General features: G+C 37.4%; 19 protein-coding genes. 3 read left to right on the top strand and 16 right to left on the bottom strand.

Annotated features, from left to right (window positions below):
- Positions 1-37: 37 nt before the first annotated feature.
- From prmA to P7V56_RS12330, 7 genes are all read right to left on the bottom strand, one after another.
- Positions 38-871, bottom strand: a complete 834-nt coding sequence (gene prmA / locus P7V56_RS12360; protein WP_171222976.1) for a 50S ribosomal protein L11 methyltransferase — start codon at positions 869-871, stop codon at positions 38-40.
- Between the two features lie 63 nt (positions 872-934).
- Complete coding sequence (locus P7V56_RS12355; RefSeq protein ID WP_171222975.1) at positions 935-1,405, bottom strand: hypothetical protein; 471 nt, start codon at positions 1,403-1,405, stop codon at positions 935-937.
- A 153-nt stretch (positions 1,406-1,558) separates the two neighbouring features.
- On the bottom strand, positions 1,559-2,311 hold the full coding sequence (gene tpiA, locus P7V56_RS12350; protein ID WP_171222974.1) for a triose-phosphate isomerase: 753 nt from the start codon (positions 2,309-2,311) through the stop codon (positions 1,559-1,561).
- Positions 2,311-2,808 (bottom strand): TlpA family protein disulfide reductase, encoded by a 498-nt coding sequence (locus P7V56_RS12345; protein WP_171222973.1) that lies wholly within the window; start codon positions 2,806-2,808, stop codon positions 2,311-2,313. The genes tpiA and P7V56_RS12345 overlap by 1 nt, the downstream gene beginning before the upstream one ends.
- Positions 2,809-2,863: 55 nt before the next feature.
- On the bottom strand, positions 2,864-3,187 hold the full coding sequence (locus P7V56_RS12340) for a hypothetical protein (RefSeq protein WP_171222972.1): 324 nt from the start codon (positions 3,185-3,187) through the stop codon (positions 2,864-2,866).
- A 50-nt stretch (positions 3,188-3,237) separates the two neighbouring features.
- Entirely contained in the window at positions 3,238-4,329 is a 1,092-nt protein-coding gene (locus tag P7V56_RS12335) for a MauE/DoxX family redox-associated membrane protein (protein ID WP_171222971.1), read from the bottom strand.
- An 11-nt stretch (positions 4,330-4,340) separates the two neighbouring features.
- A complete protein-coding gene (locus P7V56_RS12330; RefSeq protein ID WP_171222970.1) occupies positions 4,341-4,883 on the bottom strand; it encodes a DUF1599 domain-containing protein in 543 nt (180 codons plus the stop codon).
- Between the two features lie 91 nt (positions 4,884-4,974).
- Between P7V56_RS12330 and folP the strand changes: the two genes are divergently transcribed.
- Both folP and P7V56_RS12320 read left to right on the top strand, forming a co-directional pair.
- Positions 4,975-5,808: a dihydropteroate synthase gene (gene folP / locus P7V56_RS12325; RefSeq protein ID WP_171222969.1), complete on the top strand. Its 834-nt coding sequence runs from the start codon at positions 4,975-4,977 to the stop codon at positions 5,806-5,808.
- Positions 5,808-6,437 (top strand): hypothetical protein, encoded by a 630-nt coding sequence (locus P7V56_RS12320; RefSeq protein WP_171222968.1) that lies wholly within the window; start codon positions 5,808-5,810, stop codon positions 6,435-6,437. The genes folP and P7V56_RS12320 overlap by 1 nt, the downstream gene beginning before the upstream one ends.
- Positions 6,438-6,470: 33 nt before the next feature.
- On the opposite strand, the gene rlmH is transcribed toward P7V56_RS12320, so the two are convergent.
- The 6 genes from rlmH to P7V56_RS12290 all read right to left on the bottom strand — a co-directional run bounded on the left by rlmH (position 6,471) and on the right by P7V56_RS12290 (position 12,532).
- Positions 6,471-6,944: a 23S rRNA (pseudouridine(1915)-N(3))-methyltransferase RlmH gene (rlmH, locus tag P7V56_RS12315; protein ID WP_171222967.1), complete on the bottom strand. Its 474-nt coding sequence runs from the start codon at positions 6,942-6,944 to the stop codon at positions 6,471-6,473.
- Between the two features lie 6 nt (positions 6,945-6,950).
- Positions 6,951-7,688: a shikimate dehydrogenase family protein gene (locus P7V56_RS12310; protein ID WP_171222966.1), complete on the bottom strand. Its 738-nt coding sequence runs from the start codon at positions 7,686-7,688 to the stop codon at positions 6,951-6,953.
- Positions 7,681-8,109, bottom strand: coding sequence for an energy transducer TonB (locus P7V56_RS12305; protein WP_171222965.1), 429 nt, complete (start codon positions 8,107-8,109; stop codon positions 7,681-7,683). The genes P7V56_RS12310 and P7V56_RS12305 overlap by 8 nt, the downstream gene beginning before the upstream one ends.
- A 1-nt stretch (position 8,110) precedes the next feature.
- Positions 8,111-9,505 carry a tetratricopeptide repeat protein gene (locus P7V56_RS12300; protein ID WP_171222964.1) on the bottom strand — a complete coding sequence of 465 codons (1,395 nt, stop codon included), beginning with the start codon at positions 9,503-9,505 and terminating at the stop codon, positions 8,111-8,113.
- Positions 9,506-9,647: 142 nt separating this feature from the next.
- Positions 9,648-10,835: an aspartate aminotransferase family protein gene (locus tag P7V56_RS12295; protein ID WP_171222963.1), complete on the bottom strand. Its 1,188-nt coding sequence runs from the start codon at positions 10,833-10,835 to the stop codon at positions 9,648-9,650.
- Between the two features lie 20 nt (positions 10,836-10,855).
- On the bottom strand, positions 10,856-12,532 hold the full coding sequence (locus tag P7V56_RS12290; protein WP_171222962.1) for an OstA-like protein: 1,677 nt from the start codon (positions 12,530-12,532) through the stop codon (positions 10,856-10,858).
- Positions 12,533-12,670: 138 nt separating this feature from the next.
- On the opposite strand from P7V56_RS12290, the gene P7V56_RS12285 reads away from it, so the two are divergent.
- The gene (locus tag P7V56_RS12285; protein ID WP_171222961.1) at positions 12,671-14,551 is read left to right on the top strand and encodes an alpha-amylase family protein; all 1,881 of its coding nucleotides are present in this window, start codon (positions 12,671-12,673) and stop codon (positions 14,549-14,551) included.
- A gap of 78 nt (positions 14,552-14,629) precedes the next feature.
- On the opposite strand, the gene P7V56_RS12280 is transcribed toward P7V56_RS12285, so the two are convergent.
- From P7V56_RS12280 to P7V56_RS12270, 3 genes are all read right to left on the bottom strand, one after another.
- On the bottom strand, positions 14,630-15,019 hold the full coding sequence (locus P7V56_RS12280) for a DUF1398 domain-containing protein (protein ID WP_171222960.1): 390 nt from the start codon (positions 15,017-15,019) through the stop codon (positions 14,630-14,632).
- Positions 15,020-15,249: 230 nt separating this feature from the next.
- Positions 15,250-16,521, bottom strand: coding sequence for an adenylosuccinate synthase (locus tag P7V56_RS12275; RefSeq protein WP_171222959.1), 1,272 nt, complete (start codon positions 16,519-16,521; stop codon positions 15,250-15,252).
- Between the two features lie 111 nt (positions 16,522-16,632).
- Positions 16,633-17,088: a Fur family transcriptional regulator gene (locus tag P7V56_RS12270; RefSeq protein WP_171222958.1), complete on the bottom strand. Its 456-nt coding sequence runs from the start codon at positions 17,086-17,088 to the stop codon at positions 16,633-16,635.
- Positions 17,089-17,117: the final 29 nt, after the last annotated feature.

The following is a 17,117-nucleotide window of genomic DNA, read 5'->3' as shown; positions in this document are numbered from 1 at the left end:
TTTCATTTCGTTTTACAAAGTGTAAAATTTTCAATTGCTAATTTACATACTTTAAAGAAACCCAATTGTTTCGTTCAAATTTTTTGACATAGGTCAGCCCTTTTTCAGTGCAAGAAGCATCAATAAAGGGAATGTCTTCATTATAAAATCCACTCAACAAGAGAATACCGCCTTTGTTCAAACAGTCTACATATTGTTGCATATCGTTTAATAGAATATTGCGATTGATGTTGGCAATGATTAAGTCGTATTTTTTGCCTTTTAATAATTCGGCATCGCCTTCATAAACCGTAATTTCATGACAATTATTGCGATCGGCATTTTCAATAGAGTTCAAATAACACCAATTATCAATATCGATGGCATCAATAGGTTTGGCGCCTTTCATTTCGGCTAAAATGGCTAAAATGGCTGTACCACAACCCATGTCTAAAGTTTTCATGCCTTCGACATCGGTTTCTAATAAATGCTGAATCATCATGTGTGTGGTTTCATGATGACCGGTTCCGAAACTCATTTTAGGTTCGATTACGATATCAAATTCAGCGTCGGTTTTGGGATGAAATGGCGCGCGAACATGACATTTTCCGTCTACATCAATAGGTTCGAAGTTTTTCTCCCATTCTTCATTCCAGTTGACTTGGTCAATTTCTTCAACAGTATAGGAGATAGTAAATTCGGGAGATTTTAATAAATAAATATCTTCTAAGATATCTTCGCTCCAAAGGTCTTTTTGAATATAAGCGCTAAAACCGTTATCAGTTTCAATAAAACTTTCAAAAGGTTTTTCTCCTAACTCGGCAATTAAAATTTCAGAGCCTAATTCTTTTGGTTCAATAGAGAAATGATATCCTAAATATATATTTGACATGGATTGTTTTTTTGCAAAGGTAACAATCCATAGAGTTACTGTAAAGGGTTTGCCAAAAGAAATTTAATCAAGTTTAACCATGGAGGCTTTCAGACTTGCATTCGGAATTTCATCAGGCGCTACTGTAAAGATCATAATGCGTTTGTAGCGTTTGCTGTCACCATCATACAAGTACGTCATGGTGTTGTCTTTGGGATTGTAGGTGAGTTTGGCTCTCATAAATTTGGACTGTATCATCCAAGAACCTTCATTTTCTTCTTCTTTAGAAAAATTATAAATCGAACCGTGATGCAATCGGGTTTGGCCGTTGTCTATCATGCTGATAATGACGTAACCGTTGGTTTTCGAACCAATTTCTCGAATATCAATCACCGAGTGTTCATATTCTGTTTCGACCAATTCGTATTTTTCAAAATCAGTATTCCAAACATAATATTTACGGGAATCAGACTGAAATCTTTTTTGGGTATCAACTTGCGCATAAAGGTTAGTGAAGCAGGCAAATAATAAAAATAAAATAAATTTGGTTTTCATAGTGATATGGGTTGATTTTTGACTTGGGTAAATATAAAAGAATATATCGTTTAAAAGCAAATAAAATCGATAAAATGCACATTTTTAATATTTAAAATAAAAAAAACCTTTCAAATTAATGAAAGGTTTTTAAGCTGAAATATTTATGTAATATTAAATTGCGTTGACAATAGCAGCAAAATCAGCCGCTTTTAAAGCCGCACCACCAATCAATCCGCCATCAACATCCGGTTTAGAAAAAATTTCTTTAGCATTGTCGGGTTTTACGCTTCCGCCATACAAGATAGAAACATCTTCTGCCACATCACTGCCAAATCTTTTGCGAATGGTTTCTCTGATAAATTCGTGCATTTCTTGGGCTTGTTCCGGTGAAGCAGTTTCTCCTGTTCCAATAGCCCAAACCGGTTCATAGGCTAAAACAATTTGTTCCCAATCTTTATTTTCTAAGTGAAACAAACCATCTCGCAATTGATTTTCCACCACATTAAAATGTTGGCTGTTCTGTCTGTCTTTTAATTCTTCTCCAAAACAAAAAATAACGGTCATGTCGTGTTTTAACGCTGTTGTTACTTTTTGTGCCAAAAGCGTATCGGTTTCGTGAAAATAAGCACGACGCTCGGAATGTCCCAGAATTACAATATTTACTCCGATACTTTTTAACATATCGGCAGAAATCTCACCGGTATAAGCACCGCTTTCATTTTGATGCATATTTTGAGCTGCCACACCAATATTGGTAAATTCTAAGTGATCTACAGCCGAAGCCAAATTAACAAAAGTTGGCGCTACTATAACCTGTGCCTCAATATCATTGGGCAACTTATCAATCAATTCGTTTAATAAATCTTCAGTCTCTTCGGCGTTTTTGTGCATTTTCCAATTACCGGCAACAATCTTTTGTCTCATTATAATAATTTTTTTATGGTGGCGCTCATTTCTTCAAAGTCGGTTTCTACCGCTCTGTAAGTGGCAATTTTTCCGTCTTTATCTATAATAATATATCTGGGAATCCAGTCTAAATCGATAGATTTTCCGAATTCTCCTTTCATTCCGTCGGTAACCCAATAATGATCGCCTTTTAATTCGTATCTGTCAATTCCGGCCAACCACTTGTCGTATGATTTATCCATAGAGATAAAAACATAACTTGCGTCGGTATATTTGCTTTGCAATTCTTTAAATTGAGGCATGGCTTTTACACAATCACTGCACCATGAAGCCCAGATTTCCATGACCACTACCTTTCCTTTATGATTTTTTATAATTTCTTTAAAGGTGGTTTCAGAATTGTCGAGTGTGGTTAATTTTTTTTCAAAGGTTGTTTTGCTGAATTCTTTTTTTTGAGCGTTAGAACAAGCCAAGCAACTGATAGCGAATACGATACTTAATAAGGTTTTTTTCATTTTAATTTTTTTATAAAAGTAGATAATGACATTCTTTGGTGGTCATAAAATTTTGCTAATTCTCTGTTCTTCCGGTTGACTTCTTGCTTTGTGGATTGTCTTTCAGATAGAATAGCTTGTGCTTTTTTCGTTTTCTTTCTCTTCTTTCTTTTTTCTTTTTGTTGTCATACAAGTATTTCAGGATTAAAATAAATCCTAAAATTGAAAGAAATGTCAAGGCGCTGCCAATCAGAATATAAATAGTATGACCTAATGGAGGATCTTCTAAGGTTGAAATATGATTTAGGACATAGTATCCCAACAAAAAAACAACTATGCATATGCCTATACCAATCAGTCCTCTTTCATGTACCCTTTTAGACATTATATATTTAATCATAAAAATCTTTTTTAGTCTTTAAAAATAAGAAAAAGAAATATAAGTTTCATTTATTTTTTTAACTCTGAATAGGGTTTGTTGATTAATTTTTCAAAATCTGAAAGCACAAATTTATTCTCCGTAATACCCCAATAGTATTTGTACTCATTTCCGTTCCATAAATACTTAACCCCCGGAGTATCTTTGCCTGAGCCTAATACTTTCCAGAAAGGAATAACTTCAATAATTTTATAAGGATAATCAGCTCCGGCGTACTTGAAAAATGCCGGAATCAAATCGGCTTCTTCGTTCATGAAAATGATTGATATTTCAGGGAAATCTTTGGTTGTTTTTCTTAATTCCGTTAGTTCCTTTGCGGCATCACGACAATGGTCACAACCGGGAACAAAGAAGCAAAGTGTTTTTCGACCCTTGTCAATACTAGGAAAATATTGCGCATAGCCCGATTTGTGTTTGGCCGGTTCAGTAGGTTCTGTTTTGACTACTTCTTTGGCTATTTCTTCTACTTTTTTTACGGTGTCTTTTACAATCGTAGTTTTTAGGGTGTCAATATTGGTCTCCGAAATTGTGTCTGTTAAGGTTTCTTCCGGAGTTGTAACAGTAAAACTACTCTCAATGGGTTGGATAGGTGCCAACATAAATAAGGCTAAAACCGAAGCCAAAGTTACACTGGTCAATAGCCAAAAATTATCTCTTTTTTCGTTGGCTTTCGGCATAATAATGAACAACCAAACCAACAAAGCCATTGCGGCTACGTTTTTGAGAATCGCTTCAATCGGAGTCATGGGTAACAAACTGCCAAAACAACCACAGTTTCCTGAATTTCCGCCGTTTTGAATGGTTTCAATCGTTAAATGCGTGGTGAAAACAGCCAAAAGCAATATGGTAGCCGGAATGATTATGCTGCGCAAGAAGTTTTTTTGTAAAATTAAAAAACCTAAAGCCAATTCAATTCCGATCAAAACTCGGGAAAAATAAGGCGCAAATCCTTCCGAAAATCCCATTGGATACAATTGTTTAACTTCAAAGGTTGAAATAGCAAAGTAAGGTGACGGATATAATTTGGCCACAGCCGAAAGCAAGAACAGGAATGAAATTATAATTCGAATTCCCCAAGCGATGTTATTTTTAGAGGTGTTCATATAGCAATTTTTTATTGTCCGAATTTCATAAGAATTAAAGCAAAAACCGAGTAATTAATCATGTCTTGATAATTGGCATCTATACCTTCGGAAACGATTGTTTTTCCTTGATTGTCTTCAATTTGCTTTACGCGAAGTAACTTTTGTAAAATCAAGTCGGTTAGTGAACTCACTCGCATGTCGCGCCAAGCTTCACCGTAATCATGATTTTTGGCTTCCATTAATGATTTGGTTAAGGAAACTTTGGCATCATACAATTCTGTAGCTTTGGCCACATCCAAATCCGGTTGTTCTACTACGCCTAAATCCAATTGGATTAAAGCCATAATCGAATAGTTAATGATTCCTATAAACTCTCCGGTTTCGTCTTCGTCTACTTTGCGAACATCATTTTGTTGCAGACTTCTGATGCGTTGCGCTTTAATGAATATTTGGTCGGTTAAGGAAGGCAATCTCAAGATTCTCCAAGCACTTCCGTAGTCTTTCATTTTATTGATGTACAGTTGTCGGCAAATGGCGATAACCTTGTCATATTCTTGAGAAGTATTACTCATTTCAGTGTATCTTTGTATCAAATTTTCCCAAAAGTAAAGAATAAAGATCGAAGTACAAAGGACTAAATCTTAGAACTAACTTAATTTACAAATGACTATAAATTGTCGCGGTACACTTATTGATTTGACTTTGCCCAAAGTGATGGGTATATTGAATGTCACACCCAATTCTTTCTACGACGGCGGAAAATATGCCGAGGAGAAAAGCATACTTTTGCAAGTCGAAAAAATGCTGACTGAGGGCGCGACTTTTATCGATATTGGCGCTTATTCCAGCAAACAAAGTGCGGAGTTTGTTGATGAGGAAGAAGAAATTACAAGATTGATTCCCATAGTAAAATCGGTATTAAATCATTTTCCGGAAACTTTAATTTCTGTCGATACTTTTCGGGCCAATGTGGCTAAAGCTGCTGTTGAAAACGGCGCTTCTATCATCAATGATATCGCTGCGGGAAGTTTAGACGAGCATATGATGAAAACGGTTGCCGAATTGCAAGTGCCTTATATTATGATGCACATGAAAGGCAATCCGCAAACGATGCAAAGTTTGACACAGTATGAAAATATCTCCAAAGAAATGTTATTCTATTTCTCTGAAAAAGTAGCTCAGGCAAGAAGTTTGGGCATCAACGATTTAATTATCGATCCCGGATTCGGCTTTGCCAAAACCTTGGAACAGAATTTTGAAGTTCTGAATCATTTGGAGTTGTTTCAAATATTGGAACTACCAATTCTGGTTGGTCTTTCTCGAAAATCCATGATTTACAAAACATTGGGAACTTCTGCTGAATTGGCACTCAACGGCACAACGGTTTTAAATACTATCGCTTTACAAAAAGGCAGTAATATTTTAAGAGTACATGATGTTAAGGAAGCGGTTGAATGTGTAAATTTGTGCCATAATTTAAACCCCAAATTACAGTAATGAAAAAGTTTGCTTTCCTTTTAGTTTCAATGCTAATGATTTCTTGCGGAGACGATAAAGAAGTTTTATTACCTGTTGCCCAAGAAACTGTAGTTGCCGAAGTCAATGACCATTCACCGATTTATTTCTTTTTTAAATTGGAAGAAAAAGATACTATTGTTGATGTCAACCGAAATAATTCAATCAGTTCTACCAATTGGTTGTTCAATATTGATAAAAGATTACCGTTGCGCAAAGTGATTTTAGAAATCAAAAAGTTGCAAACCAAAAAAGACAAAAGCGCTCACAAAAGCGCCGTTTCGGAAAACTATTTTACTTATACCGATACGGTGAAAAAGAACTTGGCCTTTATGCCGTTTACCAAAATCCATTACAAGTTAGAGAAACCCGATTTTAACATCAAGTATTTTCACTTAGACCGTAACGATTTGGTTCATTACAACGAACTGGTATTCTCCAAGAATCAATTGCAAGAGTTTATCAATAAAATGCCGAATTCCAGAATCTATTTCTCCTTTGATAAAGGCATGTCTTTCGGGAAGTACATCGAGTACAAACTCTTCTTGAAAAACTTAGTAATCACTCAAAAAGGGGTTTCAATAAATAGCAAACGAGAATACATCTATTAAACTAATCACTCCCAACTGATTACTGAACACTAATTATTGATGATGATAAGGTTCGTTTCGCAAAATAGTAAACCCGCGATATAATTGTTCAATAAAGAATAATCTAACCATTTGGTGTGAGAAAGTCATCTCGGAAAGCGAGACTTTACCTTGCGCTTTTTTGTAAACTTCGGCACTAAAACCATAAGGTCCGCCAATGACAAAAACCAAAGTCTTCACGCCTGAATTCATTTTCTTTTGCAAATAATCGGAGAAACCAACACTAGAGAATGTTGAACCATTTTCATCTAATAAAATCAATTGGTCGGTTGGCGTAAGTTTGGCCAAAATCAATTCGCCTTCTTTCTCTTTTTGCTGCGCTTCCGAAAGGTTTTTGACGTTTTTGATATCGGGAATAATGTCTAAATCAAACTTGATGTAAAACGACAAACGCTTGGTATAATCGTCAATCAGCGTTTGCAACGCTTTGTTATCGGTTTTGCCAATGGCGATTAGTTTGATGTTCATGGCTGTTTATTTATTCCAAATTTTCCAAGCTTTCTCGGCTTGCAAAACTAACATTTCGTAACCATTTTTGGTAATCGCACCGTTCTTTTTTGCCTTTTTCATAAACTGCGTTTCTTCGGGATTGTAAATCAAGTCGAAAGCAATGTGTTTTTCGCTAAAAAAGTGATACGGAATAGGCGGAAAGGCTTTGATATCAGGGCTTGTGCCCAAAGGTGTGCAATTGATAATAATATGGTAATTGTCGAAAGTCGTGGCGTTGATTCTATCATAATCAATCATGCCTTCTTTAGCTTCGCGGGATACATAAGTATATAGAATTCCGAGTTGGTCTAACGCAAAAGCCACTGCCTTAGCCGCGCCGCCGGTTCCAAGGATTAATGCTTTTTGGTGATACGGTTGGAGTAGTGGTTCCAAAGATTTCATAAAACCGTAATAATCGGAATTGTAACCTTTGAGTTTACCTTTTTTAGTAAAACGAATCACATTTACGGCACCAATTTGAACCGCCGTTTTTGATAATTTACTCAAATAAGGGATTACCGTTTCTTTGTACGGAATAGTAACATTTAAACCTTTTAAATCAGAATTTTGAGCAATCAATGTTGGGAATTCTTCAATAGATTGCAGGTCAAAATTTTCATAGGAACAATCCGTTAAATTGCCCAAAGCAAACTTTTCGGTAAAGTACTTTTTAGAAAACGAATAGGAAATGTTTTTCCCGATTAGGCCAAATTTGTTAGTCATCTAGAGGTATTGAAAATGGTACAGCATAAAGACATCTTACGTGATAACCGTCTTGTTCGGCCGGTAGCCATTTGGGCATTGCTTTTAAAACCCTTATGGTTTCTTTATCCGCATCAGGGCTAAGGCCTCGGAGTATTTTTATATTGCTTAATGAACCGTCCTTTTCAACCACAAACGTCACAAATATCTTTTTGGTTGTTTTACTTTCTATCAGTTCTTGTGGTGTGACAAAATTCTTTTTGAAAAAAAAATACATGCTTTCATTTCCGGCTCCGGGAAATTCGGGCTTGACTTGAACGGTGTTGTAATTGTAAATTAAAGTATCGTTTTTTGAAACGGATAGTTTAACAGCTGTTTTTTTTGTTTGGCCAAAAGAAAAAATGGTTGAGAATAAAACAAAAAACAAATAAAGATTTTTCATTTTATTTTATATGTTTCGCAATATAATCCTGAACAGATTGTCTTTCCCAAACCATTGGAAACAATTCTTCTAAAATAGTATTGTGTTTGGCGTTCAATCGCAAACCGTTGCTCAAGTGAAAATTTCCTTTTTCTTCTTCGTTTAAGGATAAGTGTAAACCGGCCAAACGGTATTCGATTTCGCATTCTTCCGGGAAATATTCTGCCGCTTGTATTAAGGTTAGAATCGCATTATTGATTTCGCCCATATTTTGCATCATGTCTACCCAAAAAAGCCAAGTGTCTAGTTGATAATCGCCGTTTTCTACGGCTTTTCTGTATCCGAATTCTGCTTCCTCAAATAAACTCATCGCTTTGTTGATGGTAGCATAACGCTTCCAGTACAAACGATTTTGGTCATCGATAGCCAAAGCTTTATTAACATAGAATAATGCTTTTTGGAAGTTTTTTTGGCGTACATAAAAATCGGTAATCGCAATCCAACCTTTGTCTAAAAGCGGATCTTCGTGTACGGTTTTGTTAAAGTATTTTAAGGCTTCTACTTTGTTGCCCAGTTTTTCATAACATTTCCCAATGCGCAACAACGCATAGGAAGTCGGGTCGTCTAATTCGATGGTGCGATTGTAACTCTCGATTGCGTCTTCGTGTCTTTTTAAACGTTCGAGTGCTTTTCCTTTTTCCATGAAAGCGCCAATGAATTCATCGTCTATGTAGGTTGCAAATTCAAAAGAACGAACCGCATTTTCATAATCTTTAACACCATAATACAAACGCCCTGATTGGTGCCAAGCGATTTCGCTGTAGGGATTTCGGTCGATGTAAGTTTTGAGGTATTCAATGGCTTCTAAATTTTGGTCTAAAAACTCAAAGCAATATACTACATTATATAAGGCAGATTGGTCTTCGAAATCTTCTTCCAAACATTTGATAAAGTTTTCTTTGGCCAATTCTAAATTGTCCATAAAAAGATATTCCATTCCGATTAAGTTGTATACATCGGCATAATCTTCTGTATATAACAAAGCGGTTTGCAGAAACTCAACGGCTTTTTCGTGGTCGTCTCTTTTAGAATAAATATTGGCTTTTTGGATAAAAATTTCTTCGTTGGTTGGTTCAATGGCGTATAATTCGTTTAATAATTTTTCCGCCTGATCCAATTTGTCGTCGTACACCAACATTTCTACTTGAACCAGCTTTAATCCGGTAGATCTTGGGTGTTGTTCCAGTCCTAATTTTAAGGCTTTTTTGGCCAAATTAGCTTTCCCCATGTCGAGATAATGCAATATGATTTCCTCGAACTCCTCGGAATCGAAAAATAAAACTTTGTTGGTTTTCAACATCGATTCAAATTTCGCTAAGGATAAGTTGTAGTCTTCTTCGTCGTGATCCAGGTGCATAACAGTAGGGTTTAAAATTATCCTTAATAAAATTAGGGAAACACAATTCTTTTTTTTCGAAAGCGATGTATTGTTGTAAACAATTTAATTAACAATTCAACAATGATAATATCAATGTCAATCCCGAAATTTCGGGACAATATCAATCTTCATTTTGAATCTCATTCATCGCTTCGAGGATGATGGCGCAACCTTCTCTGATTTCTTCTTCGGAGATGGTTAACGGAGGCGTAATTCGGATGGCACAACCTTCAAATAAAAGCCAGAATAAAATCAATCCTTTTTCCTGACATTTAAAAATCACTTTATTGGTAATTTCCGGGTCTTTGGTCATGGCCGCCAACATTAAACCTCGGCCTCGAATTTCCTCTATCAAAGGATGTACCAAAAGTGCTCTGAAAATCTTTTCTTTTTGTAGTGCTTGTTTTGCGTAATCTTTTTCCAATACTTCTTCCAAAGTGGCCAAACTGGCTGCCGCAATGACAGGATGTCCGCCAAAGGTAGTAATGTGTCCCAATTTAGGATCGTGACTCAATAAATCCATGTGCTTTTCATTGGCTATAAAACCACCAACAGGCATGCCGCCCGCCATTCCTTTTCCTATAATAACTACGTCGGGAACAACATTATAGTTTTCGAAACCGAACAATTTTCCGGTTCTTCCAAAACCCGGTTGGATTTCATCGACAATCATTAAGGCACCGACTTCTTCACAACGTTTTTTAACTTTCGCCAAAAAATCATTTTGAGGTTCGATAAAACCCGCACCGCCTTGAATACTCTCCAGAATAATTCCGGCAGTCTTCGTGGTGATTTTGGCTAAATCGGCTTCGTTATTAAAGGTGATGAAATCTACGTCGGGAATTAACGGACGGAAGATTTGCTTGCGTTCCTCAAATCCCATTACGCTCATCGAACCCATGGTATTGCCGTGATAGGCGTTGTGACACGAAATCAATTGGCTTCTGCCGGTAACGCGGCGAACGAGCTTTAATGCGCCTTCACAAGCTTCTGTCCCTGAATTGACCAAATAGATTTTATTAAGACTTGGCGGTAAATTTTCGACCAGCAATTTGCAATAAGCCACCGCCGGATGTTGGGCATACTCACCGTAAACCATCACATGCGAATACTTATTCAACTGGTCAATAATCGCTTGGTTTACGCGCGGATGTTGGTGACCCAAACTACAAGCCGAAACGCCGGCCACAAAGTCGAGGTACTTTTTATTGTTGGTGTCGTAAATGTAAGAACCAATCGCATGTGAAACTTCCATCCCCAGAGGATATGGAGAAGTTTGCGCTTGGTATTTTAGAAAATCTTCTTTCATCTGCCTTCTGCTTTTGCCTTCTATTTTGTGACAGTTTTCACTTTGCTCTGTTCGGTTTTAGGCTTCGGATTGTTTTTGTCGTACTCTAAAGTTTCTTTGCTTGGTTCCAAAGGTTTGTTTTCTTGGGCTTTTTCGGCTTTGCTTTCAGCCTGAATTTTTGCGTCTAATTCATTTTCCTCAGGTGGAAAAATATCGTCTTTAGATTTTATTCGTTCTTCGCCACGCCAAATGAATCCCCGCAGTTTCCGAGCATTTTCGGGCAGTTCAGCTTCCGGATAAATATCGCCGTCAATTTGGTTAAAATTGGTAATGGTTTCAATGGTGTTTTTATCCAAAATCATATTGATTTTACTGCTGACGCTTTTGTTGATACCAATCAATTCTTGTTGGTCATTGCGCATGTAGTAAATGACTTCGGTGTTTTTGATAATGTCAACTTCCCGAAGTTTGTTGTCCACAAATTTTCCGTAAAGGTTTTGCCCCTTGACCTGATTATAGCCGATGCTGAGCGTGTCTTTGGAAATGATGAAGGCATTGTTGAGCACCTTAAGCGAATCGAGTTTTTCGGTTTGGTTGTTGCCAATAAGATGCATGATATCACCGGTCATTTGGTTTTCATAATTCCAAAGGATCGGGTTTTTAATCAACTTAGTCAACCCTGTTTTTTGGTCGGAATGGATAGAGTCACATTTACCACTCATATCGGTTTTGTAAAAACGAACATTGTTAAACGCACGTACAATTCTTTCGCCCGGTTTTCCGGTGATGAGCATTTTTTTACCGTGCACATACATCGAATCATTTTCGACTAAGGTAATGGCCACCGCTCTTTTGGTAATCATCATCGAATCTTTTTGGGTTTTCAGATTGCGGTAGATTTCGGCATAATGACCTTTGATTAAACCTTTATTGATAGAATCGGTAATCTTTACATTGTTGGTTGCCGAGGCAAATTCACGGTTTCGGTCATAATACAAACTGTCGCCTTCAATGCGGCGGTCTTTGTATTTGATATAGGATTTTCGTTTGAAATAGGCCAAATTCTTTTTGGTATCATAAAAACCTTTTTCGGTATAAATGTAATTCTCCTTACTGGTAATGGTTGACGGACCAAACAAATAAGAGTGACCCGAGTTGGTGTAATAGTCCAAATGATTCGACTTGATGGTGTATTTCGGATTGGTAATCGTAACCGCGGTTAAGAATTTAAACTTCTTTTCATTGGCATAATAACGACCCGACTTACTTTTCAGGGTATTTTCGCGGTTGGTTATCTTGCCGTACGAATTGTAAAATGCTTCTTGGGTATTTCGGTCAAAATTAATGGTATCAGTGACCAAAGTCGATTCGGGAGAACGCATTACAACATTTCCCGTGGCGTAGGCTTGTTTGACTTCGCCATTGTATTCGGCGTATTTACTGTTGAGATAAAGCGTGTCACCTTGTACCATTTGGACATCCCCAAAAGCCTTGAGGTAATTTTCTTTTTGGAAGAAGTAAGCTTTGTTACAAGTAAAAATGACACCGTCATGACTTACCCTTACATTGCCTCGAAGCAAAGCTGCATCAGGAATCTCGGTTTGATTGATGTCAAAATGATCGGCATGCTCGATATTTATTGGAGTTGTTTTTTTTTGTGCCACAGCAACATTGACAACACTAAGCAGTAAACCGATAAAAAAAAGTACCTTTTTCAAGTGATTGAATTTTGGGCAAATTTATGAAATTAGGTACAACTCAACTATTTATTAAGAATAATTTATAGTACTGATATTTCAATCATTTCTTTATATTTGTGACTATGACTTGTTGTCTTATAAAACAAGCAAAAAGATATGAAAAGAACACTATTGATCCTATTGGCTTTGAGTTGTACCGGAAGTATAACTTTTGCCCAAAAAACCCCGAATATTACTATGAATAAAAAAGTTGAGGTTGTTGGTCAACCCAAAAAAGCGGTTGTTTACCAAGTATTTACCCGATTGTTTGGTAACAAGAATACCACTAATAAACCCTGGGGAACTATAGAAGAAAATGGCGTTGGGAAGTTCAATGATTTTACCGATAAAGCTTTGCAGGAGATTAAAAAGTTGGGCGTAACCCACATTTGGTATACCGGTGTGCCGCACCACGATGTAATTAGAGATTACACTAAATACGGTATTTCCAATGACGATCCCGATGTAGTAAAAGGCCGTGCCGGATCGCCTTATGCCGTAAAAGATTATTACAATGTAAATCCTGATTTAGCTGTTGACCCGGCCAAGCGTTTGCAAGAATTTGAAGCTTTGATTAAACGTTCTCATGCTAATGGATTGAAGGTAATTATTGATATCGTACCCAATCATATAGCACGCAATTATAAAGGATTAACCAATCCGAAAGGCGTAAAAGATTTTGGAGCCGAGGATAATACTTCAGTCGAATATGCCCGTGATAATAACTTTTACTACATTCCGGGAAAAGCTTTTGAAGTGCCTACTTCGCCCGATTACAAACCTTTAAATGGTGAACCCAATCCTTTAAATGACGGTAAGTTTAGCGAGTTTCCTGCGAAATGGACAGGCAATGGTTCTCGCGAAGCTAAACCTGATATTAATGATTGGTACGAGACCATAAAAGTAAATTATGGTATCAAACCCGATGGTTCTAAAGATTTTCCTGAATTGCCTTCCGGTTATGAAGATAAAGGCTATCAAGAGCATTATTTGTATTGGAAAGACAAAGACGTGCCGAGTTCTTGGAAAAAGTTCCGTGACATTGCTTTGTATTGGATCAACAAAGGCGTTGATGGTTTTAGATATGACATGGCCGAAATGGTTCCGGTGGAATTTTGGAGTTATATGAATTCTGCAATTAAAATGAGAAACGCCAATGCTTTTTTATTAGCAGAAGTTTACAATCCGAAAGAGTATCGCAATTATATTAAGTTGGGAAAAATGGATTATTTGTATGATAAAGTAGAAACTTATGACCATTTGAAAGGGGTGATTCAAGGCAATGCCATGCCCGATCCTTTATCGGAAATTCAGGAAGGTATGGCTGATATTGAGCACCACATGTTACACTTTTTAGATAACCATGATGAACAACGATTGGCCAGTCCGGAGTTTGCCGGTACGCCCGAAAAGGGAAAACCGCTAATGGTGGTTTCGGCTACGATTAGTTCTTCGCCAACGATGATTTATTTCGGACAAGAAGTAGGCGAGGCCGGAAATGAAGATGCCGGTTTTGGGAAACGTTCCCGCACCAGTATTTTTGATTATGTGGGCGTGCCCAATCACCAACGCTGGATGAATGGTGGTTTATTTGATGGTGGCCAATTAACCCCAAAAGAAAAAGAACTTCGCGATTTTTATTCCCGCTTGTTGAACTTTACCTTGCGCAGTGATGCTATGACCGGTAAGTTCCAGGAAATACAAACCATTAACCGAAACGAAACCGCCAATTACGACCCGGGATTATACTCCTACGTGCGTTACACTGATGCCGAGAAACTGATTATAGTGGCCAATTTTTCGTGGGTAACTTCAAGCACCATATTGCTGAAAGTACCGGCAGATATTATCACCAAATGGCAATTAAAAGGCGGTGATTACCAACTAAAAGACCAATTGTACGGCAAAATGGTAACCATGCGAATTGAGAATGGAGCAGGTTTGATAAAGATGACCATAAAACCAAGTGAATCGTTTATTTTTAAATTAGAATACTAAAAAATAAAACCCCTTTCCATGAAAGGGGTTTTTTATTGGAGAGGTGTTTTTATTCTGAAAACTCAGAGAGGATGATTTTTATTGTGGAATTTCTTCTGTCAAAATTTCGTTTCCCCTTTTGTCAAAATAGGTACAGGTCATTTTATCCATGCAGATTTTCCATTTTTCTATTCCGGTTACCGCGCACATTTTAATAAAGGTTAAATAATCGGTTTTTCCTTGTTGGTGTGCTTTTAATTCCGCTTTAAATTCTTTCGTATTAACGTCCTCTGCAATGGTCAAGGCATTATACTTTTCAGGTACTTTGGCTGTATAATTATTGGCACCGTGATAGTCAATATGACCATCAGCTACATAGGCTTCATAATGGGTAACCCCAAGTTGTTTAATCTCTTTTATGTAAGAAGGAAAATCGGCACCCGATTTAACTTTGGCATGAGCTGTTTTGATTTGTTCTACGGTAAACATTAATTTTTTATTAAAATAGTTAAACCATGTGATTGTTGTAAGTTCAGGTTATGTGCAGTTATGATATTATGACTGTTTTGACCCAAACTTTTTTCATTTGAGCGAATATACAAAAAAGCACTGCAAATAATGTCAAAAGAAAAACCCTCTCTCCCGAGGCTTCGGGACTGAAAGGGTTTGTTTTGGAGACCTGACAGGTTTTTAAAACCTGTCAGGTCTAATTTAAACTATTATCTTGTAATCGTCTGTTTCCTATCCGGTCCAACCGAAACAATCTTGATGGGTACTTCGACTTCCTTTTCAATGAACTCGATGTATTCTTTAAGTTCTTTTGGTAAAGCCTCGTAAGTCGTCATGCCGGTTAAATCGGCTTGCCAGCCTTTGAATTCGGTATAAATCGGCGTTACGTTTTCTTCTTCTATGTTATAAGGCAAATGGTGAATCACTTCGCCTTTGTAGTTGTAAGCCGTGGCCACTTTCAAAGTATCAAAGCCCGAAAGCACATCGCCTTTCATCATCATCAATTGGGTAACACCGTTGATTTGAATAGCGTATTTTAAGGCTACTAAATCCAACCAGCCGCAACGTCTTTTTCTTCCGGTTACTGAGCCGAATTCGTTTCCTACTTTCGCCATTACATCACCGGCTTCGCCAAAATCCTCTGTAGGGAATGGTCCCGAACCTACACGAGTGGTGTAAGCTTTGAAAATTCCGTAAACTTCTTTGATTTTGTTAGGGGCAATACCTAAACCGGTACAAGCACCGGCGGCGGTAGTATTAGAAGAAGTTACAAAAGGATACGTCCCGAAATCAACATCAAGTAACGAACCTTGAGCACCTTCACAAAGAATAGATTTGCCTGCTTTTTGGGCTTGTGCCAAATATTCTTCGCTGTCGATGAAATTCAGTTTTTGTAAATCGGCAATGGCTTCAAAGAATTCTTTCTCCAATTCAGGCAAATTGTACTGAATGGCTACGTCGTAAAACGCAATCATGGCTTCGTGTTTGTCGGCCAAAGCGCGGTATCTTTCTTTGAAATCTGCTAGTTCAATATCGCCTACACGCAAACCGTTACGACCGGTTTTGTCCATATACGTTGGGCCAATTCCTTTTAAAGTCGAACCAATTTTGGCTTTGCCTTTAGCGGCTTCAGAAGCGGCATCGAGCAAACGGTGTGTCGGTAAGATTAAATGCGCTTTGCGCGAAATGATGAGTTTTGATTTTAAGTCGAGGTTGAATTTCGCCAAGCCATCGATTTCACTTTTAAAAACCACCGGGTCAATTACGACGCCGTTTCCGATGATGTTGATGTTGTTGCTGTGAAAAATTCCGGAGGGAATGGTTCTCAAAACGTGCTTGATGCCGTCAAATTCTAAAGTGTGTCCGGCGTTGGGTCCGCCTTGAAATCTTGCGATGATATCGTATTTTGAAGTAAGGACGTCAACTATTTTCCCTTTTCCTTCGTCTCCCCATTGTAATCCGAGTAGTAAATCTACGGTCATTGTTGTGTGTTGTTATGTAGTTATATGTGTTGTTAATTTGGTTATTTGTTGATTTGGTTATTTGAACCTTCTGATAACGAATTACCGAATTACCAAATAACCGAATCACCATCATTCCTCTTTTTTGTTCGCGTAGAAATACAAAGAATGGTTGTGAATTTCAATTCCAAAGATATCTTCGATAGTTTGTTTGATGGTTTGTATTCTCGGGTCGCAAAACTCAATCACTTCTCCGGTATCGGTCATGATGATGTGGTCGTGTTGCTTGTCGAAATACGACTTTTCATAATGCGCTTGGTTTTGCCCGAATTGGTGTTTGCGCACCAAACCGCAATCCAATAAAAGTTCAATAGTATTGTATAAAGTCGCACGCGACACACGATAGTTTTTGTTTTTCATTTTGATATACAAATTCTCGATGTCAAAATGCTCTTCACTATCGTAAATCTCCTGAAGAATAGCGTAACGCTCAGGGGTTTTGCGGTGTCCTTTGTTTTCCAAATAAACCGTAAATACATTTTTTACGACCTCTTGGTTTTTAATGTTATCGGATGCAATTAGTGTCATGCGGCAAAGGTAATTTTTTTGTTTAAGGT

Origin of the sequence: Flavobacterium sp. IMCC34852, assembly GCF_030643905.1 — a bacterium.
Taxonomy (GTDB): Bacteria; Bacteroidota; Bacteroidia; order Flavobacteriales; family Flavobacteriaceae; genus Flavobacterium; species Flavobacterium rivulicola.
This window is presented reverse-complemented; position numbering and strand designations above follow the sequence as displayed.